This is a genomic window from Micromonospora siamensis (genome assembly GCF_900090305.1).
In the GTDB taxonomy this organism is placed as follows: Bacteria; Actinomycetota; Actinomycetes; order Mycobacteriales; family Micromonosporaceae; genus Micromonospora; species Micromonospora siamensis.
This window is the reverse complement of sequence record NZ_LT607751.1, coordinates 4070252-4093484: the sequence shown is the minus strand read 5'-3', so window position 1 is coordinate 4093484 and position 23233 is coordinate 4070252. Positions and strand designations below refer to the sequence as shown.

Here is a 23233-nt window from a genome sequence, read left to right as displayed (position 1 = left end):
GGTCAGAACTCCTCGACCGGCACCCGCGCCTCGTCGAGCAACGCCGGCCCCAGGTAGGTCACCCGGGGCGGCACCGGAGCCGCCGAGGGGCGCAGGGTCACCAGCTGGTCGGCGCTGAGCGCGTACACCACCCGGCCGAGGCCGGAGCGGTCGATCGCGAACGCACACATCGGGCACGGCTGGCAGCTGGTGTACATGGTGGTCGCGGCCGCTGCGTTGCGGTCCAGCTCGCGGGCCGCCCAGCGGGCCAGCTTCAGCTCCGGGTGGGCGGTGACGTCCCGGTCGGTCCGTTCGGTGTTGACCTCCTCGGCGAGCACCCGCCCGTCGGCGGCCACCAGCAGCGACCCGAACGGCCCGTCACCGGCCGCCCTGGCCACGCCGGCCAGCGCCACCGCCCGGCGCAGGTGTCGTTCGTCGTCGGTGTTCAGCATGCTCATCCCGCTGCGGTTCCCCGTCGGACCGTCCGCCACACCGGGCCGGTCTACCCTGACGGCGTGCGTACGGTCGAACTGCTCTGCTCGGCGCCGCTGGAGGACGGGGTACGCGCGGCCTGGACGCGGCTGGCCGAGGCCGGGCTGCCCAGCCTGGCCCGCAACGTCCACCCCACCAACCGGCCGCACCTGACCCTCGCCGCGGTCGACGCGTTCCCGCCCGGGGCGCGGGAGCGCCTGGTCGATCTCTGCGCCGCGGCGCTGCCGGTCCCGGTCCGGCTCGACCGGGTGGAGGTGCTCGACGGCAGCGCGCCGCTGGTGTGGCTGGTGCGTCCGACCCCGGAGCTGGTGGCGTTGCACGCCGCGGTCTGGGACGTGCTCGGCGATGCCGAGGGGGCGAATCCGTGGCACCGTCCCGGACGGTGGGTGCCGCACCTGAGCCTGGCGCTGCGGTTCCGGGACGCCGACCGGCGGCGGGCCCGGGCGGTGGTGTGCGTGGACCGCCCGGCGGGGGAGTTCGTGGCGGCGCGCAGCTACGACGGTGAGTCCCGCACGGTGACCGCCCTGGACGCCGACACGCCGGTGCCGCCCACCGGGTGAGGTGGGCGGCGCCGGTCGGGTCAGCGGTAGAAGCGCAGGTAGTCGAACTCGGCGGTCACCGGCGGCTCGGACCCGCCGTGTGCCACCAGGCCGATCCTCGGCGTGGTCCCGGCCGGGAAGGTCCACACCCCGCCCCAGGTCCACGTCACCCCGTCCCGGCTGGAGCCGGCCCGGAACTCGTGCTCCCCGGTGGCCGGGTCGACGTGGTGCGCGAGCCGCAGCCAGGTGGTCGTCGCCGGCGGGCCGACGATGTTGCCGCCGTACACCGGCTGGCCGGCGAAGGGCAGCTCGTAGCCGTACTCGACCTGCCGGGTGTTCCAGATGGCCACCTGGGACAGCCGGGCGAACCGGTCGTCGTCGACGTACGCGACCATGCCGGCCTGCTGGAAGTTGCGGACCGTCTCCTCGCCGAGGTCCAGGGTCACCTTGGTCTCGGCGACGTAGTCGCCGGTCGGCGCGTCGCGCAGCAGCACCCCGGCGGTGTTGCCGGTGCCGGTGAGATCGGCCGCCTCGACCGGCCAGCGCAGCTCCCCGCCGGCAACGGTGGCCTCGGGGTTGCGCCGGATCCACTGCCAGGCCGGGTCCAGCCCGTCGGTGAACTCGTCGGAGTAGGCCGGCAGTGGCGCGCCGACCCGCGGGGGAGCGGCGACCCTGCTGACCGGCCGGTACAGCCGGGCGGCGCTGACGTTGTCGAACTCGGCCCGGCCTGCGGTGGCGACCAGGCCGAGCGGCCCGGCCGCCGGGCGGTCCAGCCGCAGCGTGACGGTGGCGAGCTGGTCGCCGAGGCGGGCGGGGCTCAGCTCGGCGACGAGCTGGCGGCCGCGTACCTCGACGGCGAGGTTGTGCCGGTCGGCCGGGTCGAAGCCGGCCGGCGCGGCCGAGGTGACGGTGCGGTTGCCCTGGCGGGCGGCCAGCCGGCCGGCGGCGTCGACGGTGACGGTGACCCGGCCGCCGAGCGACAGCCCCGCCGCGTCGGCGTCGCCGACCCGCAGGTCGGCCTCGGCGCGGACGTCGCCGCCGGTGCCCGACCGGGAGGTCAGCGTGCCGGAGCCGGTGAGCGCGCCACCGGTGACCCGCCAGTCGCCGCTCGACTTGCGCCAGTCGGCGAGGGAGGCGGAGCCGAAGCGCTCGTCGAGGCGGGCGGTGGTGACCGGGGCGGGCCGCGGCCCGTCGGACGGTCCGGCGCCGGCGTTGACCGTCGGCCAGCCGTCGACCCAGTCGAGGCGGTCGATCAGCATCGGCCGCTCGTTGATGCCGAACGGCTCGTCCAGGTACGGGTCGGCCCGGTCGATCGCGTGGTAGACGATCCAGTCCTGGCCGGACAGGTCGGTGAGGAAGCCGTTGTGGCCGGTGCCGATCCAGCGGTTGCCGTTCTGGGTGAGCACCGGCGTGCCGCCGGCCCGGGACGCGGTCAGCGGGACGCCCTCGCGGTCGACGAACGGGCCGCGTGGGCTGCGGGAGCGCCCGACGTGCACCGAGTAGCCGGTGGCCGGGCCGGCGCAGCAGTTCGCGGTGGAGGCGAAGAGGTAGTACCAGCCGTCGTGGCGCAGCACGTAGCTGCCCTCGAACTTGTTGTCGACGGCCACCAGCGTCGGCTCGCCGACCGCGCGCAGCCCGTCGGGGGAGAGCTCGGTGACCGAGACGCCGCCGTAGTAGCTGCCGTAGTAGAGGTACTTCGTGCCGTCGACGTCGGTGAACTGGCTCGGGTCGATGGTCCACAGGTAGCCGCCGCCGGGCCCGGGACGGGGGGCCACGACCGGGGTGTCGCTGAAGGTCCACGGCCCGGCCGGACTGGGCGCGGTCGCCGCCCCGACGGCGGTGTCGAAGGTGTCGCCGGAGACGGTGGTGTCGGTGACCGTCACGTACATCACCCAGCGGCCGTCGAGGTGGCGCACGTCGGGGGCCCAGAAGGCGGCGCCGGGCGCGGCGAAGGCGGGACGCTGGTCGGGGCCGAAGGCGTCGCCCACGTAGGTCCAGTCGACCAGGTCGGCCGAGCGGGCCACCGGCACCCGGTGGGCGGTCTTCTCGCCCTCCTTCAGCGGGTCGCTGGTGCCGTAGGCGTACCAGAGGCCGTCGGGGCCGCGGACGACGACCGGGTCGGCGAAGGTGTCGGCGAAGTCGGCGGAGATCGGATTGCGGTAACGGTCGGGCGGGTCGGCTGCGGCCGGCGTCGCGGCCAGCAGCAGACCGAGTACGGCGGCAACGGCGCCGCCGCGGTGGAGGTGTCCCATCAGACCTGCCTTGGTGGTTGGCGGTGGAGTCGACAAGGGTCACTGCGGTCCACACTGTCTACAACGTTTACTACAACGTTGTAAAGAGCTGCCGGCCTGCTATCGACGCGGCCGGCGCGGCATCATGGGGCGATGACCGCGATCGCCGCCGCCGGCCGGGGGATGTCGGAGCTCGCCGGGTTGCTCGCCGACGACACCCGGGCCGCCTTCTGCCTGGCCCTGCTCGACGGGCGGGCGTGGACCGCGGGCGAGCTCGCCCGGCACGCCGGGGTGGCCCCCTCCACCGCCACCGAACACCTGACCCGCCTGGTCCGCGGCGGCCTGCTCGCCGAGGAGCGGCAGGGCCGGCACCGCTACCTGCGGCTGGCCGGGCCGTCGGTGGCCCAGCTGATCGAGGACCTGGCCGGCCACGCCCCGGCCCCACCCCGGCCCGCCGGCTCGCTGCGGGTCGCCGCCGCCGGCACCGCCCTGGCGTACGCCCGGACCTGCTACGACCACCTGGCGGGCCGGCTCGGGGTGACGCTGCTCGACGGGCTGCTCCGCCAGGGCCTGCTCGACCGGGCCGGCGGCCTCGCCGTCACCCCGGCCGGCTGGGACCGGCTGGCCGCCCTCGGCGTACCGACCGAGCCGTTGCGCGGCACCCGCCGTCCGCTGGTCCGCGACTGCCTCGACTGGACCGAACGCCGCCCGCACCTGGCCGGGGCGCTCGGCGCGGCGCTCTGCCGCCACCTGCGCGATCTGGGGTGGATCGCCTCCGGCACCGGGCGCGCGGTCCGGCTCACCCCGGCCGGCGCCGAGGCACTGCCGGCGCTGCTCGGCGTCACACCCGCCGACCTGGCACCGCCGCCGCGCGAGGAGACGGGCGGAGGCCGCGCCTGAGTGCCGCCGGCGCGCCGGGCCCGACCCGCAGGTCCGCCGGCTCGACGTCGACGGATCGGGAGTTCACCGAGCTCCACCTGCCGTCGTGACATCGAGCGCCGTCGCCCCCTCCTGCGCGCAACCGTCGACACGCCGCGACGGTTCGGCGCCCGCCGAAGCGATCCGCGCCTAGCCTCGGCCGGGTGACCCACCCCTGGCCCGTCGTCGATCCCGCCCCGGACACCCCGCCCTGCGGCGCACCCACCCGCGACCCCGGCACCGGCTGGTCGGTGACCCGGTACGCCGACGTCCGCGCCGCGCTGACCGATCCGGCCCTCACGGTTCCCGCCGTCGGACCGGCCGGCCCACCCGGCACGCTGGCCTGGCTGCGGGCCACGGTCAGCCGGTTCAGCGGCCCGGACCAGCACCGCGCCCGGCGGGCGTACGGCGTCGCCGCGCTCGCCGACCTCGACCCGGACGGGTTGCGCGCGGAGGCCGCGTCCGCCACCGCCGCGATCCTCGACCGGGCGGGGAACGCGGTCGACGTGATCGGGTCGCTCGCGCGACGCGTACCCGTGGAGGTGCTGGCCGGGCGGCTCGGCCTGGACCGGCCCGAGCTGGCCGGGCCGGCGGTTGCGGACGTCGCCGCCGCCTACCACCCGGGCGTCGCCGCCGACCTGGTGCACCGCGCGGACGCCGCGCTTGCCGACCTGCTCGCGCTGTCGCCGGCCGGGGAGCCGGAGCGGACCGCGAACCGGCTCGGCCTGCTGGTCCAGGCCTGCGACGCCACCGCCGGCCTGATCGCGGCCGGCGCCCGGCACCTGCTCGACACGCCGGCCGGTCACGACTCGGCCGACCTGCTCGCCGAGGTGTTCCGGCTCGACCCGCCGGTCCGCGGCACCCGGCGGGTGGCGGTGGCCCCGACGAACCTCGGCGGGCGTGACGTCGCCGCGGGGGAGGCGGTGCTGCTGCGCTTCGACGCCGCCAACCGGGACCCGGCGGTCTTCGGCGACCCGGACCGCTTCGTGCCCGGACGGCCGGACGGCGCGCTCACCTTCGGCGCCGGCCCCCGCGGCTGCCCCGGCGAGCGGCACGCGCTCGCGCTGGCCGCCGGGGTGCTGGACGTGCTGCGCGGGCGCTGCCGCCCGGCCCCCGGCCCGGTCCGGTACGCCCCGCACCCCACCCTCCGTGTCCCGACCAGTCTCGAGGTGAGGCCCCGATGACCGACCGCCGTGCCGCCTTCCGCAACCTGCACCGCCCCGGCCGGCCGCTGCTGCTGCCCAACGCCTGGGACCACGCCTCGGCCGCCGCCCTCGCCGCCGCCGGATTCCCGGCCGTCGGCACCACCAGCCTCGGCGTCGCGGCGGCGCACGGGTTGCCGGACGGCGCCGCGGCCACCCGGGCGCAGAACCTGACCCTCGCCCGGCTGCTCGCCCCGCTGCCCGTGCTGCTCACCGTGGACGTGGAGGCCGGGTTCGGCCACGACCCCGCCGAGGTGGCCGACTACGTCGCCGAGCTGGCCGACCTGGGCGTGGTCGGGGTGAACATCGAGGACGGCCGCGCCGACGGCGACCTGGCCCCGGTCGAGGTCACCGCGGCGAAGGTGGCGGCGGTGAAGGCGGCCGTGCCGGGGCTGTTCGTCAACGCGCGTACCGACGCCTGGTGGCTGGGCGTGGCCGACCCGCTGGAGCAGGCCCTGGGGCGGGGGCGGGCGTACCTCTCGGCCGGCGCCGACGGGATCTTCACCCCGGGGGTGACCGATCCCGGGCCGGTCCGGGTCCTCGTCGCCGAGCTGCCCGCGCCGCTGAACCTGCTGTACCGGCCCGGCGGACCCGACCTGGCCGAGTTCGGCCGGCTGGGGGTGGCGCGGGTGAGCACCGGATCGCTGCTGTTCCGCGCCGCCCTCGGCGCCGTCCTGGACGTCGCCACCACTGTCCGGGACGGCGCCGCCCCCGCCCTGCCGGACGTCCCGTCGTACGCGCGGGTGCAGGCGCTCAGCGCCGGCGGAGGGAATCGCCCCTCATTGGGGTGAGACAGGAGGATTGTTCGGGGTTCGTCCTCTCCAAGTGCCTACGGTGGGTTTCAGGTTCAGCACACCGTGTCGTACCGGGAGAGGACCTCCACCATGCGCGTGCCCAGCCGGAGTCCCGGTCACCAGTCCGGCTCCTTCCTCCCGTCCACCACGCCGTTCCGCCGGCCGCAGCCCACCGCCCCGACGACGCCGGACGTGGCCGCGTACCGGGGCGCGGTGCTGGACCTCCTGGTCGAGCTGGGCGCGCTGACCGACGCCCCCTCGACCCGGGCCCGGCAGGCGCTGCTCGACGACAGGCTGCGCGACCCGGCGATCGTGGCGGTGCTCGACGCCACCCCGCAGGGCTACGTCGGCGCCCGCGAGACCCTGCTGCTGGAGATGGCCCGCTACCAGCCCAACGGCCGCACCTCGGCGGTCGACCTCACCGCGCTGGTCCGGATCTACCTGCTCTCCCGCATCGACGTGATGTGGTGGCGGGACACCGCGCCGTTCCTCACCGACGCCGAGGTCGACGGCAGCCAGGAACTCGTCGACCTGGAATGGCTGCGCCGACGGGACCTGATCCGCTTCCGCTACCAGGAGCAACCCGCGACCCTGGTCGGCCGGGGACTGCGGGCGGTGCGCCGCCGGGTGCTGCCCGGCTCCCGCCCGCACACCGCCGGGGTCCGCTTCCGCCGCTCCCGCCGGGAGGTGGTGGCGCTGCTCAACGACATCGGCCGCGAGTTCACCGCCACCGCGCCCACGGGCACCCCGCCGCTCTGGGTGACCAGCCTGGTCCGCAGCGCCGAACACCAGTACCGGCTGCGCCGCCTCGGCTACGCCGCGATGGTGCCCAGCGGCCACTGCCTCGGCTGGGCCGTCGACGTCGAGATGCACTGGTTCCGCCGGTTCGGCGCCGCCGACGTCCTGGCCGACCTGCTGCTGGCCCGGCAGGAGGCCGGCGAGGTCAACGTGGTCGACGAGGGGCAGGCCTGGCACGTCTGCCTCGCCCCCGCCGCCCGGACGCGGTTGCGCCGGGCGTACGAGGCCGAGCTGGGGATCTGAGCCGGTGTGCGGCATCGCCCTGAGCCTCGGACCGGAGGCGGACCCGGCCGTCTTCCGGCAGATGCTCGCCGTCCTCGCCCCGCGCGGTGAGGTCACCGAGACCCGGCAGGAGAACGGCCTGCTCACCGGCGTACGCCGGCTGAAGGTGGTGGACCGGGAGCGGGCGGTGCAGCCGTGGGTGTCCGCCGACGAGCGCCACGTGCTCTGCTACAACGGCGAGGTCTTCAACCACCACGAGCTGCGCGCGGAGCTGACGCGGCTCGGGTACGCCTTCCGTAGCGGCAGTGACACCGAGGTGGTGCTCGCCGCCTTCCTGCGCTGGGGCGGGGACGCGGTGCGCCGACTGCGCGGCGAGTACGCGTTCGCCGTCGTCGAGCGGGCCACCGGCCGGGCCTACCTGGCCCGCGACCCGCTCGGCGTCAAGCCGCTGTACTGGGCCCGCACGCCGGGCTGCCTGCACGTCGCCTCCGAGGTCAAGGCGCTGGTCGGGCACGGCGCCCCGATCGTCGAGGTGCCACCCGGGCACCACGGCTGGGCCGACCCGGACGGCGAGGTGCGGCTCGCCCCGCACGTCGACCTGCTCACCCTCGGCGAGGGACTGCCCGTGGTGGACGACCCGGACGAGGCCGCCCTGCTCGTCCGGGTCGCCCTCACCGACGCCATCCGGATGCGGGTGGACACCGACCTCACCGTCGGGGTGGTGCTCTCCGGCGGCCTGGACAGCTCGCTGGCGCTGCTGCACGTCCGCGAACAGCACCCCGACTGCGTGGCGGTGACCGTGGGCGTGCCGGACAGCCCGGACGTGGCGTACGCCCGGCGGCTCACCGCCGACCTGGGCGTCGCCCACGAGGTGATCGAGCTGCGCCCGCGCGACATCCGGCTGGCCGACGTGCGGGAGGCCATCCGGGTCTCCGAGCTGACCGAGTACGGCGACATCATCAACGCGGTGGTGTCGGTGCCGATCTTCCGTCGGCTGCACGAGCTGGGGATCAAGGTGGTGCTCACCGGCGACGGCTCCGACGAGCTGTTCGGCGGCTACCCGATGTACCACCAGGTCGGCCCCGAGCACTCCCGGCGGCTCTTCCTGCACAAGATCCGCAACCTGTGCCGTACCGAGTTGCAGCGCATCGACCGGGCCAGCATGGGCCACGGCGTGGAGGCCCGGGTGCCGTTCCTGGACCTGAGCGTGGTGGAACTGGCCATGCGGCTGCCGGTGGACCTCAAGCTGCGCGACGGCCAGGAGAAGTGGATCCTGCGGCAGGCCTTCGCCGACGTGCTGCCCGACTACGTCCGGCACCGGCCGAAGAACCCGATGTCGTACTCGTCGGGGCTGCACGAGCGGACCCGGCTCTACAAGCCGCTCTTCGCCCGGCTGCACCGCTCCTTCGGCTACGACCGGCTGGAGCCGGTCCGGCGGGACTTCGACACGGTGCTCACCCGCTGCGGCAACGACCTCGACCGGGCGATCGCCGAGGGACTGGCCCGACCCGACCACACCGTGCTGGAGCACGCCCGCGACCTGGTGGGCGCCGCCCGGTGGAACGCCGCCCCGCTGGTGCGCCGGCTGGTCGGGGCGCGCCCCACCCGCCGTACGCCCATCCGCTGACCCGACCGGTCAGCCGGTCAGCTCGTGAGCAGCAGGGCCGCCACGGCGGCCAGGGTGGCGGTCACCGCGAGCAGCGCGCCGGTGGCCAGGAACCGGGCCGTCGGCACGGTCACCCCGGCGGCCCGGCAGCGCTCGTACCAGATCAGGGTGGCCAGCGACGCCCACGGGGTGGCGAGCGGGCCGACGTTCGTGCCGATCAGCAGGGCCAGCAGCCGGGGCTCGTCGCCGACCGGGAGCACCGCCTCGCCGGCCACGTACGCCGGCAGGTTGTTCACCAGGTTGGACAGCAGTGCCCCGGTGCCCCCGGCCCGCAGCGCGCCGAGCGCCCCGCCGTCCGGGCCGAGCAGCCACCCGACCAGGTTGTCGAGGCCGTACCGGCCGAGCGTCTGCACCACCAGGAACAGGCCGGTGACGAAGACCAGCAGCCGCCACGGGACCAGCGCCGGGCGCAGCGTGCCCCGGGACCGCACCAGGAACCCCGCCAGCACCAGCGCCGCGGCCACCGTGGAGGCCAGCCCGATCGGGACCCCGGCCAGGATGCCGGCGACGAAGAGCAGGCAGCCGGCGACCGCCGTGCGGTAGAGCCACCGGTCGGCCGGCACGTGCCGGGGCGGGCTGCGGAACCCACCCCCGCCCCGCCGGCCCGGGCGCCACCAGCAGAACCACAGCAGCACCGCCGTGACCGCCACCGCGGCGAGCTGCGGCGCCGCCATCCGGGCCGCGTACGACAGGGGGGCGAGGTCGATCCGGTCGGCGGCGAGCAGGTTGGTCAGGTTCGACACCGGCAGCAGCAGGCTGGCCGTGTTCGCCAGCCAGACGGTGGTCATCGCCAGCGGCACCGCGGGCAGCCCCAGCCGGCGGGCCAGCGCCAGCATCACCGGGGTCAGCAGCACGGCCGTGGTGTCCAGGTTCAGCACGACCGTGGTCAGCGAGGCGAAGCCGACGCAGAGCCCGAAGAGCACCGCGTACCGGCCGCGGGCGGCGATGGCCAGCCGGGTGGCCACCGCGTCGAAGACCCCGGCCACCGCGGTCAGCTCCGCCAGCACCACCACCGTGGCGAGGAAGAGCAGCAGCGGCAGGACCCGCTGCACCGTGGCGACCGCCTCGGCGCGGGGCAGCAGCCCGGTCAGCGCGCAGCCGGCGCCGGCCACCGCCAGCACGACGGCCACCACGTCCAGCGGGTGCGCCCGGCACCCGGACACGCGTTCGGTGCGGGCGCTCGGTCCGCCGGCGGGATCCACGGCGCCGATCCTGCCACCACGCCGGCGGCCCGCCCGGCGGGCCAGGGGCGACATCGACGCCGGTCCGGCCCGTACGCTGGGAGGCCGTGAACCGCACCGTCCTCGGCCGCCCGCTGCGCTCCGTCGCCTTCGACGTCGCCGTCTGCGCGCTCGTGGTGCTCTTCGCCGTCGCCGGCGCGGCCGCCCAGCCGGGCGGCTGGGTGGCGACGCTGGTCGGCGCGGTGATGGCGGTGGCGGTGCTGTTCCGCCGCTCCCACCCGTCGATGGTGGCCGTGGTGGTCGGGCTGCTCGCCCTGGTCCAGGTGCTCGCCGGGTGGGGGCCGCTGGCCTACGACGTCGCCGTGCTGGTCGCCCTCTACAGCGTCGTCGCCTACGCCGACCGGCTGCGCGACGGGGTGATCGCCGGCGCGGTGGCCGCCGTCGGCGTGCTGCTGGCCGCCGGCACGACGGTCAGTCCGGCCCCGTGGTGGATCAGCGCGATCTGGTTCGGCCTGGTCACCGGGGGAGTGTGGCTCGCGGCGGTCAACGTGCGCACCCGCCGGCTCTACGTACGCAGCCTGGAGGAACGCGCGGCCACCCTGGAACGCGAGCGGGAGGCCGAGGCCCGGGCGGCGGTGGCCGGGGAACGCGCCCGGATCGCCCGGGAGCTGCACGACGTGGTGGCGCACAGCATGGCCGTGATGATCGCCCAGGCCGACGGCGCCCGCTTCACCTTCGACCGCGACCCGGACCGGGCCCGCGAGGCGGTCCGGGTGGTCGCCGACACCGGCCGGCAGGCGTTGGGGGAGATGCGCCGCCTGGTCGGCGTGCTGCGGGAGCCGGAGCCGGACGTCGCCGAGGTGGTGCCCGAGCCGACGCACCGCCGGGCGGCGGTCGCCGAACTGCCCGCGCTGCTGGACCGCTTCCGCGCCGCCGGGCTGCGGACCACGTACACCGCCCCCGCCGAGCCGGCCCTGCCACCCGGGCTGGAGCTGACCGTGTACCGGGTGGTGCAGGAGGCGCTGACCAACGCGCTCAAGCACGCCGGCCCGGGGGCCGCCGTCACGGTCGAGCTGACTCGCGACGACCAGGCCGTGGTGGTCCGGGTGGTCGACGACGGTCGGGGCCGCCGACCGGAGCGGCCCGCGCCGCCCGGCGGGCACGGCCTGGTGGGCATGCGCGAGCGGGTCGGGGTGTACGAGGGCAGTCTGGCCGTCGGCCCCCGCCCGGGCGGGGGTTGGCGGGTGGAGGCGCGGCTGCCGCTGCCGGCGGCGGACCCGGAGGGGAGTACGGCATGACGGTGCGGATCGTGATCGCGGACGACCAGGCGCTGGTGCGGGCGGGCTTCCGGATGGTGCTGGACTCCCAGCCCGACCTGGAGGTGGTCGGCGAGGCGATCGACGGCGCCGACGCGCTGCGGGTGGTCGAACGGACCCGCCCCGACCTGGTGGTGATGGACGTCCGGATGCCGACCATGGACGGGGTGGAGGCGACTCGGCGGATCTGCCTGGACCGGCCGGCCGGCCCGCCGCGGGTGCTGGTGCTGACCACCTTCGACTCCGAGGAGGACGCGTTCGCCGCGCTCCGGGCCGGGGCGAGCGGCTTCCTGCTCAAGAACGTGCCGCCGGAGGAGCTGCTCGCCGCGATCCGGGTGGTCGCGGCCGGCGACTCGGTCGTCGCCCCGCCGATCACCCGCCGCCTGCTGGACCGGTTCGCCGGCCAGCTCGGCCCGGGGCCCGCCGAGGACCCGCGGCTGGCCCTGCTGACCGACCGGGAACGGGAGGTGCTGCTGCTGGTGGCGGAGGGGTTGTCGAACGCGGAGATCGCCGCCCGGGTGCACGTCGCCGAGGCGACCGTGAAGACGCACGTCGGGCGGATCCTGGCGAAGCTGCGGCTGCGCGACCGGGTGCAGGCGGTGGTCCTGGCGTACGAGAGCGGGCTGGTCGTCCCGGGCAGCTGACCCGCCCCTGCGCCCATCCGCCCCTGTGCTGTGCCGCCGCTACGACCTGGGACGTACGGGCTGCCCGGTCGGGGGCGACCCGGGGCGGAGCCGGCCCGCCCCGGCGGACGGACGCGGCGCCGGTGCGGGTGTCCCTAGCGTCGGAGACAGTCCTGTCACCGACCGCACGGGGGTCGACCGATGTCCGTTCCACCAGCGCCGCCCGCCGCCCGGGGGCGGCACCCGCGTCCGGGGCGCCGGTCCCACGCCGCGCCGCCCACCGGTCTGCTCCGGGTCACCCTGCGCACGCTGCGGGCCGAGGCGTCCCGGTCGGCGCTGTGCGCGCTCGCCGTCGTGCTCGGCGTCGCCTTCCTGGCCGGCACGCTGATGGTCACCGACGGGATGCGCGCCGGGGCGTACGACCGGGCCGGGGCCTTCGACCGGCACACCGACCTCGGGGTGTACGCCGGGACGGCCGCCCTGCCACCGGCGCTGGTGGACCGGGTGCGGGCGGTGCCCGGGGTGGCCGCCGCGGCGGGGGAGCTGACCGCCCAGGGCGGCCTGCTCGGCGCCGACGGGCGGCCGCTGCTCGGCTACGCCCTGCTCGCCGCCGTGCCCACCGAACCGGCCCTGCGCTCGTACGACGTGGTGGCCGGCCGGTTGCCCGGTCACCCGGGCGAGGTGGTGCTCGACGCGCCGACGGTGGCCCGGCAGGGGTTCCGGCTCGGCGCCCCGGTCCGGGTCGGTGGGGGCGGCGGCGCGGCCCGGGCGTACACCCTGGTCGGCACGGTCGACGTGGCCGGCAGCGTACGCGACGTCGGCGGCCCGTTCATCGGCCTGGTCGGCTCCGACGCCTTGGCGGCCTCCGGGGCGTCCGGTTACGGCCGGATCCTCGTGGCCGCCGCGCCGGGTACGCCCATCGCCGCGCTGACCGTCCGGGTGGCCGACGTGGTGGGTGCTGCGGGCACCGTCCGGACCCGCCAGCAGATCCTCGACGCGGCGGTGGCGGAGGCAGTCCGGGACGTACGCCAGTTCTCCATGGTGCTGCTGGCCTTCGCCGCCGTGGCGGTGGTGGTGGCCGCCTTCGTCATCGCCAACACCTTCACCATCGTGCTGGCCCAGCGGACCCGGCGGACCGCCCTGCTGCGGGTGGTGGGTGCCGGCCGGGGCCAGCTGTTCCGCGCGGCGCTGCTGGAGGCCGGGGTGCTCGGCCTGCTCTCCTCGGCGCTCGGGGTGCTGGCCGGGGTCGGGTTGGCGGTCGTCCTGCGGCGGGTCGGCGCCGCGCTCGACGTGCCCACCGGTTCGGGCGGGGCCGTCGCGGTGCGGACGCCGACGGTGCTGGGGTGCCTCGCCGTGGGCACGCTGACCACCCTGGTGGCGGCCGCGCTGCCGGCCTGGCAGGGCAGCCGGGTGCCGCCGGTCGCCGCGCTCACCGACGGCGCGGTCGCCCCCGCCCGCCGCCCCGGCCGCGTCCGGCTGGCGGCGGGCGCGGTCACCCTCGCCGCCGGCGGCGGAGCGCTCGCGGCGGCGGTCGCCGGGGGACAGGTCCTCCTCGTCGCGGCTGGCGGGATCCTCACCTTCCTGGGCGTCGTGCTGTACGGCCCGCTGCTGGTGCCCGCCCTGGTGCGGCTCTGCGCCCTGCCGCTGCGGCCACTGCTCGGCGCCACCGCGACGCTCGCCGTCGCCGACGCGGTACGCAACCCGCGGCGCACCTCCGCCACCGCCGGAGCGCTCGTCGTCGGGGTGTCTCTGGTGGCGGCGTTCGTCGTCGGTGCGGCCAGCGTCAAGGCGAGCATCGAACGTGCCGTGGACTCCCGGATCGGGGTCGACTACCTGGTCACCGGGATCGGCGGTGACCTGCCCCCCGGGGTCACCGCCGCGCTGGCCGCCCGCCCCGAGCTGGGTGTGGTGCACGAGCAGCGCAGCCGGGTCGTCGACGGCGTCGAGGTACGCGCCGCCCACCCGGCGCTGGTCGCCCGGTCGGCCGGTGAGGTGCTCGAGGGCAGCCGGAGCGACCTGCGTCCCGGGCGGGTGCTGGTGCACCGGGAACTGGCCCGGGAGCGGGGTTGGACGGTCGGATCACCGGTGAGCGTCGCCGGCCGGCGGTTCGAGGTGGCCGCGGTGGTGGCCGGCGACGATTCGCTCGGCGGCATGCGCGGGGTCCCCACCGGTCACGTCCTCGAGCTGCCGGACGCCGACTTCGCGGCGCTGTTCCCCGCCGAGCGCGGCTTCCTGACCGAGGTGCAACCGGCGGCCGGCGTGCCGGCGTACCGGGCTCGGGCGGCCATCGAGCAGGTCCTGCGGGCGTACCCGACGGTCAACCTGCTGGACCGGGCGGCCTACAAGAGGATGCTCACCGGCACGGTCGACATGCTGCTCGGGCTGGTCACCGTGCTGCTCGGCCTGGCCGTGGTGATCGCGCTGGTCGGGGTGGCCAACACCCTCGGCCTGTCGGTGCTGGAACGCGCGCGGGAGCACGCCGTGCTGCGGGCGGTGGGCCTGAGCCGGGCCCGGCTGCGTCTCCTGCTGGCCCTGGAGGCGGCGCTGACCGCGGCGGCCGGCGCGCTGCTCGGCGTCGCGGTGGGTGTGCTGGTGGCCGGCGCCGCGATGGGTGCGCTGGCCCGGATCGCGGGTGGCTTCACGCTGACGCTGCCCTGGGGTCGGCTGGGCCTGCTGGTCGCCGCGGCGCTGCTGGCGGCCGTGGCCGCGTCGGTGCTGCCCGCCCGGCGGGCGCTGGCCCGACCGGTGGTGGCCGCGCTCGGCGCGGAGTGAATCGGGTACCTACCGACCCGGGTGGGTCCGGGCCGGGGTGCGGCGGGTGGTGGCTGTCCCGGTCCGGGACGGGCCGAGATGCCGGATGTCGTCCCGGCGCGACGGCCCGGTCAGCCGGCCGGTGGCTCGACCGGCGCCTCGGTCGGCGCCGGCGGGTCGGTGGGCACCGGCTCGGTGGTGACGGTCGGCTCGGTCGTGGTGGGCGCCGGGTCGACCGGGGCGGCCGGGGAGGTGCTGGTGGCGGTCGGCGCCGGCGCGCTGGTCGTCGTGGTGGCGGACGGCGAGGCCGGTGCGCTGGACGCGCTCGGCGAGGGCGAGGCCGCGGTGGCGGACGCCGTGGGTCGGGGCGACCCGCTGACGGTCTCGCTGGGCCGGTTGTTGTAGCCCCCGCCCGGCCGGCCGATCGGCTGGACCACCTCGGACTCGGCGTTCCCGCCGCCGCCCTGCCGTGGCCGGGAAGGTTCGCCGCTGGGCACCGCCGCGGGCGCGGGGCTCCTGATGTCGACCGCGGGTGGCCCACCGGTCGGGTTCATGACAGCCAGCGCCGCGGCGAGGCTCGCCATGGCGACCAGCACCGCGGCGACCGCCCCGACCAGGGGTCCGCGCCGGACCCGGCTGGCCGTCGGCGTCGCCACGGCGGCGGCCGGGACGACCGGAATGTCGTCGCGGGTGTCGGTGGCGCCGCGCAGCGGAACGGCCGACACGGCGGTCGGCGCGGACGGATCGGCGACGGCGGCCCGGGCGGCCTCCGCCATCGCCGCGCCGGTGGCGAAGCGGTCGGTCGGCTCCTTGGCGAGGGCGCGGGTCACCAGGTCCCGCACCGGTGCCGGGATCTCCTCCGGCAGCGGCGGCGGCTCGTCGTCGAGGTGCCGGACGGCGACCTGGAGCGGGTTCTCGCCGGTGAAGGGCGGCCCGCCGGTCAGGCAGCAGTAGGCCACCGCGCCGAGGGCGTAGATGTCCGTCGCGCCCGAGACGGGACGACCGGACGCCTGCTCGGGCGCCATGTAGAGCGCGGTGCCCGGGACCGCGTTGGTGCTGGTGATGCTGGTGACGTTGGCCGACCGGGCCACGCCGAAGTCGACCAGGACGACGGTGCCGTCCTCCTGGACCAGCAGGTTGCTCGGCTTGACGTCACGGTGCACGATGCCGCCGGCGTGCGCGGCGTGCAGCGCCTGCGCCGCCTGGGCCACCACCGACATGGTCTCGGCCACGCCGAGCCGGCCGGCGGCCTCGATCCGCCGGGACAGCGGCTCGCCCTCGACGAACTCCATCACCAGGTAGTCGGCCCGGCTGCCGTCGGGGAGATCGTCCTCGCCGCAGTCGAAGACCTGCACGATGCCGGGGTTGCGCAGCGCGGCCATGATCCGGGCCTCGGCCCGGAAGCGGGCGATGAAGTCGGGGTCGGAGACCAGCGCCGGGAGCAGGACCTTTACGGCGACCTGCCGCCCGAGCACCTGGTCGGTGGCCCGCCAGACGTCACCCATGCCGCCGGTGGCGACACGTTCGTCCAGGCGGTACCGACCGCTGAGCACGACTCCCGAAGACAACACGGGGACTACGGTACCCAGGATCGGCGAAGAGGATGTGTCAGCGTCTCGGCGACCGGCCGCCGGGCCGGACCGCCCGGCATCCCGCATCCCTTGATGCGACGGTTACCCTGTCACCGGGTGCAGGCGAGTGGTGACGCAAATCGATCAGGACGACCGGTACGCAGGCACAACGGTCATTACGGCTGAGCTGGTCCGCGGCCCGCGCGGGGTGCAGCGTCCAAGGGCCGTTCTCCGTTACGCCGACACTCCGTGTGCACAAGTTGAGATATGTCACTCCCGGCGCGCGTGGCCACGGCTTGTTCCCGTCCGCCTCCCCTCCTAGCGTTAGCGCGGCTCGGGCCGACCCCACGGCTCTGGTACGCCGTGCCCGACGCCGGCCGTGCCCGGTGCCGAGTGACGAACCTGTCGCCCGGGGTGGACGACGTCCGGGGTGATCAGGTCAGCGGGGGGCTGAAGGTGCTGCTGGGAACCGGGATCGCGCGTCGGGCGGCGTACGGCGTCGGACCGGGCCGCTGCGCCACGGCCGGGACGGCGGCTCCATGACGGGTGAGCTGAACGAGGCCGTCGCCGCCGCGCAGGCAGGGGACGAGGACGCGTTCCGCTTCCTCTACCGCACTCTCCAGCCGGGCCTGCTGCGCTACCTGACCGCGCTGGTCGGCGTGGACGCCGAGGACGTCGCCTCGGAGGCGTGGTTGCAGATCTCCCGCGACCTGCCGACCTTCGCCGGGGGCGAGTTCCGCGCCTGGACGGTGACGATCGCCCGGAACCGGGCGATGGACCATCTGCGCCGCCAACGCCGGCGCCCGTCGCTGCCGGTGCCGGTGCAGGCGCTCAGTGAGCTGGCCGGGGACGCCGACACCGAGGAGCGGGCCGGCGAGACGATCGGCACCGAGTCGGCGCTCGCCATGATCGCCACCCTGCCTCCGCGCGAGGCCGAGGCGGTGCTGCTGCGCGCCGTCATCGGGCTGGACGCCCAGACCGCCGGCCGGGTGCTGGGCCGCCGACCCGGGGCCGTCCGCACCGCCGCCCACCGCGGTCTGCGCCGGCTCGCCGCGATGATGGAACGACACGACCAGTCCCCACCGCCCGCCACGGCCGAGGGGACGCCCCCTCGGCCGCGCAGCGGCCGGGGCCGGCAGGCGCCCGACACCTCGCGGGCCGAACCGGCGGACGGGTGATGTGAGGGGATTCCGGATGACCTTTCCGCGTCGGCCCGACCGGTCCGACCGACCCGTCGACCGCGACGAGAGCGAGCGGCTGCTCGACGCCGCGGCGACGCCGCGCCCGTCGGCGCCCGCCGACCCGCTCGGCCGGCTGCTCGCCGCCGCGGCGGCGCCGCCGCGACCGGGAGAACTGGCCGGGGAGGAGCAGGCGCTGGCCGCCTTCCGCGCGGCCCGGGCCGCGCCCGCACCCGCCCCGACGCGGGCGACCGGCCGGCGGCTGACCACCGGAGCGGTGGCCTGGATCGCCGGGGTCGCCGCCACCGCGACGGCCGGCGCGGCGTTCGCGGCGGTGACCCTCGACCGGGACGAACCCGCCCCGCCCCGACCGGGCACCTCCGGCGCCGGCCCCGATGCGACCGGCGGCTCCTCACCCACCGGTACCCGCACCGACCCCGGCACCGGCCCCGGCCCTGGTGCCGGCCCCGGCGTGGCCACCTCCGGCGCCGCCCCGAGCACCGGACCGTCGGGTGCCGGGCCCCGCCCCACCCCGGCGCAGCTGTTCGGCCTGTGCCGGGCCTACCTGGCCAAGCCGGCCGAGCAACGGGGCAAGGCGCTGCGCACCCCGGGGTTCCAGCCGCTGGTCGAGGTGGCCGGTGGCCCCGAGCAGGTCGCCGGCTACTGCCGGCAGCTGGTTCCGCCCACGGGCGACGGCACGCCGGGCCCGGACCGTACCCCGCCGACGCCCGGCGCCTCACCGCACCGCACCGCATCGGCACCGGGCGCCTCGCCGCACCGCACCGAGCCGGCCACCGGCGCCTCGCCGCGCCGGTCCAGGCCGGCGACCGACGCTTCCGCGCGCGCGACCGGTGCGGCCACCACCCCCACGAGCCGGGCCGCCGGGCCCGAACCGGACGCCAGCTCCCGCTGACTCCTCGTCGCACCCGATTCGTCCGGGGCATCGGGTCGCCGGCGCGAGCCGCTGCGCGCCGGTACGCCGGTCGCCGACCCGGACAAAAATCCGTCCGGCCGGGCAGGCGAAATTCGTCTGATAGACAGAAGATGGTGAGACCGCGGACGCCGCCCCCGGCAACGATGGGTGGCGCCCGGCGGCGGAGGCGGACCCAACGCGGGGGAGGAGCCGGACCCTTGGTGACGATGCCCGGACTGGACCGGCCCGTCCTGCGGGAGGCGGACGCCGCCGCCCGCCACCTCGCCCGGATCTGCTTCAAGACCGGGCCGCCGGTCCACACCGGCGTGGAACTGGAATGGACCGTGCACGACGCCGCCGACCCCGCGCGCCCGGTCGACCCGGATCGGCTCCGCAGGGCGTTGGGGCGGCACAGCCCGACCACCCTCGACGGCGGCAGCCCGGCCGAGCCACTGGCCCACGGCGGGGCCGTGACGGTGGAGCCCGGCGGGCAGGTGGAGATCTCCACCCCACCGCGACCCTCGGTCGCCGCGCTGATCAGCGCCACCGAGCGGGACATCGACCAGTTGACCGGCCTGCTGGAGGCGGGCGGACTGGTCCTCGGGGACACCGGCATCGACCCCTGGCGGGTCCCGCGCCCGGTGGTCGAGACTCCCCGTTACCGGGCCATGCGATGCGTGTTCGACCGCCGCGGTCCGGCCGGTCGCACCATGATGTACAGCACCGCCGGGCTTCAGGTCTGCCTCGATGCCGGAGAGGCGCCGGAGCTGCCGGCCCGGTGGGCCGCGGTGCACGCCGTCGGCCCGCCGCTGCTCGCCGCGTTCGCCACCGCCGACCGGCACGCCGGCCGCCGGACCGGATGGGCGTCGGCCCGGATGGCCGCCTGGCTGGCCATCGACCCGGCCCGGACCCGACCGGTCTGGTCGCCGCACCGCGCCGACCGGGATCCGGTCGCCGCCTGGACGGAGTACGTCCTGGCCGCGCCCCTGCTGTGCCTGCGGGGCGCCGGCACCGACTGGACCCCGCCGGCCGGGGTGACCTTCGCCGACTGGATCGACGGCGCACTGCCCCGGCCACCCACCACCGACGACCTGGACTACCACGTCAGCACCCTGTTCCCACCGGTACGCCCCCGCGGCTACCTGGAGATCCGCTACCTCGACGCCCAGCCCGACCGGGACTGGCGGATCGCCCTCGCGGTGCTGGCGGCCCTGTTCGCCGAGCCCGGCACGGTCGCCGCGGCTCTCGACGCCGCCGGTCCGGTCGGCGACCGGTGGCACGCCGCCGCCCGCTACGGACTGGCCGACCCGCCGCTGGCCCGGGCCGCCGCGGCGCTGTTCGAGCTGGCGCTGTCCGCGCTGCCGAGACTGCACCTGCCCGCCGACGTGCACGAGGAGACCAGCCGAGGGATCCGGCGGCGGCTCGCCGCCGCGGAGAGGGGACTGCGGTGACCATCACCGACCAACCGGAGGCCGAGCGGCTGCGCGGCCGGATCGCGACGGAGCTGGGGCGTACCCGGGAGCGGACCGCCCTGCTGACCGACGCGGTGGACGACGCGGACCTGGTGCGGCAGCACTCGCCGCTGATGTCGCCGCTGGTCTGGGACCTCGCCCACGTCGGCAACCAGGAGGAACTCTGGCTGGTCCGCGACGTCGGCCGCCGTCCACCGGTCCGCCAGGACATCGACGACCTCTACGACGCCTTCAAACAGCCCCGCAAGGACCGCCCGTCCCTGCCGCTGCTGCCGCCCGGCGAGGCGCGGGCGTACGTGGCCCAGGTCCGGGACAAGGTCTACGACCTGCTCGACCGCACCCGGTTCACCGACCGCAAGCTGGTCGAGGACGGGTTCGCGTTCGGGATGATCGTGCAGCACGAGCAGCAGCACGACGAGACGATGCTCGCCACCCACCAGCTGCGCTCCGGGCCGGCGGTGCTGCACGCCCCGCCGCCGCCGGAGCCGGCCGCGCGGGTGGCCGGCGAGGTGCTGGTGCCGGCCGGGCCGTTCACCATGGGCACCTCGACCGACCCGTGGGCGCTGGACAACGAGCGCCCGGCGCACACCGTCGAGCTGCCCGCGTACGTCATCGACGCGGCCCCGGTCACCAACGGGGACTACCGGCGGTTCATCGCCGAGGGCGGGTACGACGACCCGCGCTGGTGGAGCGAGGAGGGGTGGCGGCACCGGGTCGAGGCCGACCTGACCGCGCCGATGCACTGGCGACGCGACGGCGACGGCTGGGCGTACCGGCGCTTCGGCCGCTGGTCGGCGGTCCGCGACGACGAGCCGGTGGTGCACGTCTGCTTCCACGAGGCGCAGGCGTACGCGACCTGGGCGGGCAGGCGGCTGCCGACCGAGGCCGAGTGGGAGAAGGCGGCCCGGTGGGATCCGGCCACCGGGCGGTCCCGCCGCTACCCGTGGGGAGACGAGGACCCCACCTCCGCGCACGCCAACCTCGACCAGCGGCACCTGTGGCCGGCGCCGGTGGGCGCGTACCCGGGCGGGGCCTCGCCGCTGGGGGTGCACCAGCTCATCGGCGACGTCTGGGAGTGGACCTCGACGACCTTCCGTGGGCATCCCGGCTTCACGGCCTTCCCCTACCGGGAATACTCCGAGGCCTTCTTCGGCGACGACCACCGGGTGCTGCGCGGCGGTTCGTTCGGCACCGACCGCTCCGCCTGCCGGGGCACCTTCCGCAACTGGGACTACCCGATCCGGCGGCAGATCTTCAGCGGCTTCCGTTGTGCCCGGGACGCCACCGTCGAGGAGGCCCGCGGGTGAGGGCGGGCCACGCCGGGCCGGGGGTGGGCCGCTGATGTGCCGGCACCTGGCGTACCTCGGGCCGCCGGTCACCCTGCGGTCGCTGCTGCTCGACCCGCCGTACTCGCTGCTGCGCCAGTCCTGGGCGCCGCGCGACATGCGCGGCGGGGGGACGGTCAACGCCGACGGGTTCGGGGTCGGCTGGTATCCCCGCGACCCGGCGCCGGGGCAGCGACGGGAGAGCGGGGGCGAGCCCGCGCGCGGCGCCGGCACGCCGGTGCGGTACCGGCGGGACACGCCGATCTGGAGCGACCCGACGCTGCCGGAGCTGGCGGCGGCGACCAGCAGCGGCGCGGTGCTGGCCGCCGTCCGGTCGGCGACCGTCGGGATGCCGGTGGTGGCCACCGCGGCGGCGCCCTTCGGTGAGGGTCGCTGGCTGTTCAGCCACAACGGGGTGGTCCGCGGCTGGCCGGACTCGGTGGCCGGGCTCGCCGCCGAGCTGCCGGTGCGCGACCTGCTGACCCTGGACGCGCCGACCGACTCGGCGCTGCTCTGGGCGATGGTCCGGCACCGGCTGCGGGCGGGCGTCGAGCCGGCCGAGGCGGTCGCCGCGACCGTCGCCGCGGTGGCCGCGGTCGCCCCCGACTCGCGGCTGAACCTGCTGCTCACCGACGGGAGCACGGTGGTGGCGAGTGTGGCCGGGCACGCGTTGTCGGTCCGCGCCACGGCGGAGGCGGTGCTGCTGGCCTCCGAGCCGTCGGACGACGACCCGGGCTGGCGTCCGGTGCCGGACGGTCGGCTGGTGGTGGCCACCGCGACCGGCGTGCGGGTGAGCGCCCTGGTGGGCGCGTGACAGGCGGAAACGCATCGAGGCGAAGGGACGGCTGATGAGCGCGGAGCCACTGGAGATCTACCTGGAGGAGCAGGACATCGGGCGGAGCCTGCGGGAGGACGTCCGGGCCGGGCTGACCGCCCGACCCAAGTGGCTGCCACCGAAGTGGTTCTACGACGCCCGGGGCAGCGAGCTGTTCGAGGAGATCACCCGGCTGCCGGAGTACTACCCGACCCGGGCCGAGCGGACGGTGCTGGCCGAACGGGCCGGCGAGATCGCCGAGTGCACCGGCGCGAAGACCCTGATCGAGCTCGGCTCCGGCTCGTCGGAGAAGACCCGGCTGCTGCTGGACGCCTTCACCCGGCGCGGCGGCCTGGGCACCTTCGTCCCGCTGGACGTATCGGTCAGCGCGTTGCGCCAGTCCACGGCGCAGATCGCCACCGACTACCCGGGGCTGCGGGTCCGCGGCATCGTCGGGGACTTCACCCGGCAGTTGGACCGGCTGCCCACCGGCGGGCGGCGGCTGGTGGCCTTCCTGGGTGGCACCATCGGCAACCTGCTGCCGATCGAGCGGGTCGAGTTCCTCACCGCGATGCGCGCCGCCCTGGAGGCCGGTGACTGGCTGCTGATCGGCACCGACCTGGTGAAGGACCCGGCGGTGATCGTGCCCGCGTACGACGACGCGGCCGGGGTGACGGCGGACTTCAACCGCAACGTGCTGCGGGTGATCAACCGGGAGCTGGGCGCCGACTTCGACACCGACGCGTTCGACCACGTCGCCGTCTGGGACCCGGAGCAGGAGTGGATCGAGATGCGGCTGCGGGCCCGCCGCCCGATGCGGGTACGCGTGCTGGACCTGGACGTCGAGTTCGCCGCGGGGGAGGAGCTGCGTACCGAGATCTCGGCGAAGTTCCGCCCGGAGCGGATCCGGGCCGAACTGGCGGGGGCGGGCTTCGTCACCGAGCGCTTCTGGACCGACCCGGACGGCCTGTTCGGGGTGAGCCTGGCCCGCGCGGACTGAGCCGGACCGGCCGGGTGGCGGCCGGTCGGCGGTGAGCCCGTTCACCCCGGCCGGTCGCCCCGGGTCGGGTCGGCTAGGCTGGGCGACGCGAAGGGGAGTAGCCCCCAATGTCGTGGTCGACATACTGACGCGTTCCGCGTCCGGCCACGCGGCCCCACCGACGGTGGGGCGGGCGAGACCTTCGACTCAGGCTGTTCACACGCAGCCGGGTCGAGGGCGCCCCAGACCTTGTCCCGGCTCGGATCGGG

Annotated in this window: 19 protein-coding genes; 15 read left to right on the top strand and 4 right to left on the bottom strand. The window is 76.4% G+C overall.

Going from position 1 to position 23233, the window contains the following annotated elements; genetic code table 11:
• Window positions 1-2: 2 nt before the first annotated feature.
• Entirely contained in the window at window positions 3-437 is a 435-nt protein-coding gene (locus GA0074704_RS18985; protein WP_231926556.1) for a nucleoside deaminase, read from the bottom strand.
• A 57-nt stretch (window positions 438-494) separates the two neighbouring features.
• Here GA0074704_RS18985 and GA0074704_RS18980 point away from each other — a divergent pair, with 57 nt between their 5' ends.
• The gene (locus GA0074704_RS18980; protein WP_088971750.1) at window positions 495-1031 is read left to right on the top strand and encodes a 2'-5' RNA ligase family protein; all 537 of its coding nucleotides are present in this window, start codon (window positions 495-497) and stop codon (window positions 1029-1031) included.
• Between the two features lie 20 nt (window positions 1032-1051).
• On the opposite strand, the gene GA0074704_RS18975 is transcribed toward GA0074704_RS18980, so the two are convergent.
• The gene (locus tag GA0074704_RS18975) at window positions 1052-3262 is read right to left on the bottom strand and encodes a family 43 glycosylhydrolase (protein WP_088971749.1); all 2211 of its coding nucleotides are present in this window, start codon (window positions 3260-3262) and stop codon (window positions 1052-1054) included.
• A 132-nt stretch (window positions 3263-3394) separates the two neighbouring features.
• Between GA0074704_RS18975 and GA0074704_RS18970 the strand changes: the two genes are divergently transcribed.
• From GA0074704_RS18970 to GA0074704_RS18950, 5 genes are all read left to right on the top strand, one after another.
• The gene (locus GA0074704_RS18970; protein ID WP_088971748.1) at window positions 3395-4141 is read left to right on the top strand and encodes an ArsR/SmtB family transcription factor; all 747 of its coding nucleotides are present in this window, start codon (window positions 3395-3397) and stop codon (window positions 4139-4141) included.
• Between the two features lie 182 nt (window positions 4142-4323).
• Window positions 4324-5343, top strand: a complete 1020-nt coding sequence (locus tag GA0074704_RS18965; protein ID WP_172880636.1) for a cytochrome P450 — start codon at window positions 4324-4326, stop codon at window positions 5341-5343.
• On the top strand, window positions 5340-6152 hold the full coding sequence (locus GA0074704_RS18960) for an isocitrate lyase/PEP mutase family protein (RefSeq protein ID WP_088971747.1): 813 nt from the start codon (window positions 5340-5342) through the stop codon (window positions 6150-6152). The genes GA0074704_RS18965 and GA0074704_RS18960 overlap by 4 nt, the downstream gene beginning before the upstream one ends.
• A 93-nt stretch (window positions 6153-6245) precedes the next feature.
• Entirely contained in the window at window positions 6246-7196 is a 951-nt protein-coding gene (locus GA0074704_RS18955; RefSeq protein ID WP_088971746.1) for a DUF5715 family protein, read from the top strand.
• Window positions 7197-7200: 4 nt separating this feature from the next.
• Window positions 7201-8802: an asparagine synthetase B family protein gene (locus GA0074704_RS18950; protein ID WP_088971745.1), complete on the top strand. Its 1602-nt coding sequence runs from the start codon at window positions 7201-7203 to the stop codon at window positions 8800-8802.
• A 17-nt stretch (window positions 8803-8819) separates the two neighbouring features.
• On the opposite strand, the gene GA0074704_RS18945 is transcribed toward GA0074704_RS18950, so the two are convergent.
• Window positions 8820-10043, bottom strand: coding sequence for an ArsB/NhaD family transporter (locus GA0074704_RS18945; protein ID WP_231926554.1), 1224 nt, complete (start codon window positions 10041-10043; stop codon window positions 8820-8822).
• An 86-nt stretch (window positions 10044-10129) separates the two neighbouring features.
• On the opposite strand from GA0074704_RS18945, the gene GA0074704_RS18940 reads away from it, so the two are divergent.
• From GA0074704_RS18940 to GA0074704_RS18930, 3 genes are all read left to right on the top strand, one after another.
• A complete protein-coding gene (locus GA0074704_RS18940) occupies window positions 10130-11320 on the top strand; it encodes a sensor histidine kinase (RefSeq protein WP_088971743.1) in 1191 nt (396 codons plus the stop codon).
• Window positions 11317-11982, top strand: coding sequence for a response regulator (locus tag GA0074704_RS18935; RefSeq protein ID WP_088971742.1), 666 nt, complete (start codon window positions 11317-11319; stop codon window positions 11980-11982). Before GA0074704_RS18940 ends, GA0074704_RS18935 begins: the two co-directional genes overlap by 4 nt.
• A 180-nt stretch (window positions 11983-12162) precedes the next feature.
• A complete protein-coding gene (locus GA0074704_RS18930) occupies window positions 12163-14733 on the top strand; it encodes an FtsX-like permease family protein (protein ID WP_331716635.1) in 2571 nt (856 codons plus the stop codon).
• 110 nt (window positions 14734-14843) lie between these two features.
• Here the strand turns inward: GA0074704_RS18930 and GA0074704_RS18925 are convergent, their stop codons facing one another.
• Window positions 14844-16283 (bottom strand): serine/threonine-protein kinase, encoded by a 1440-nt coding sequence (locus tag GA0074704_RS18925; protein WP_088971741.1) that lies wholly within the window; start codon window positions 16281-16283, stop codon window positions 14844-14846.
• Window positions 16284-16822: 539 nt separating this feature from the next.
• On the opposite strand from GA0074704_RS18925, the gene GA0074704_RS18920 reads away from it, so the two are divergent.
• From GA0074704_RS18920 to egtD, 6 genes are all read left to right on the top strand, one after another.
• On the top strand, window positions 16823-17461 hold the full coding sequence (locus GA0074704_RS18920) for an RNA polymerase sigma factor (protein ID WP_088971740.1): 639 nt from the start codon (window positions 16823-16825) through the stop codon (window positions 17459-17461).
• A gap of 16 nt (window positions 17462-17477) precedes the next feature.
• A complete protein-coding gene (locus tag GA0074704_RS28860; protein ID WP_157743722.1) occupies window positions 17478-18374 on the top strand; it encodes a hypothetical protein in 897 nt (298 codons plus the stop codon).
• A 218-nt stretch (window positions 18375-18592) separates the two neighbouring features.
• Window positions 18593-19825 carry an ergothioneine biosynthesis glutamate--cysteine ligase EgtA gene (gene egtA / locus GA0074704_RS18910; RefSeq protein WP_088971738.1) on the top strand — a complete coding sequence of 411 codons (1233 nt, stop codon included), beginning with the start codon at window positions 18593-18595 and terminating at the stop codon, window positions 19823-19825.
• The gene (egtB, locus tag GA0074704_RS18905; RefSeq protein WP_088971737.1) at window positions 19822-21153 is read left to right on the top strand and encodes an ergothioneine biosynthesis protein EgtB; all 1332 of its coding nucleotides are present in this window, start codon (window positions 19822-19824) and stop codon (window positions 21151-21153) included. Before egtA ends, egtB begins: the two co-directional genes overlap by 4 nt.
• 34 nt (window positions 21154-21187) lie before the next feature.
• The gene (gene egtC, locus GA0074704_RS18900) at window positions 21188-21985 is read left to right on the top strand and encodes an ergothioneine biosynthesis protein EgtC (protein WP_088971736.1); all 798 of its coding nucleotides are present in this window, start codon (window positions 21188-21190) and stop codon (window positions 21983-21985) included.
• Between the two features lie 34 nt (window positions 21986-22019).
• Window positions 22020-22985 (top strand): L-histidine N(alpha)-methyltransferase, encoded by a 966-nt coding sequence (egtD, locus tag GA0074704_RS18895; protein WP_088971735.1) that lies wholly within the window; start codon window positions 22020-22022, stop codon window positions 22983-22985.
• The last annotated feature ends 248 nt before the right edge of the window (window positions 22986-23233 follow it).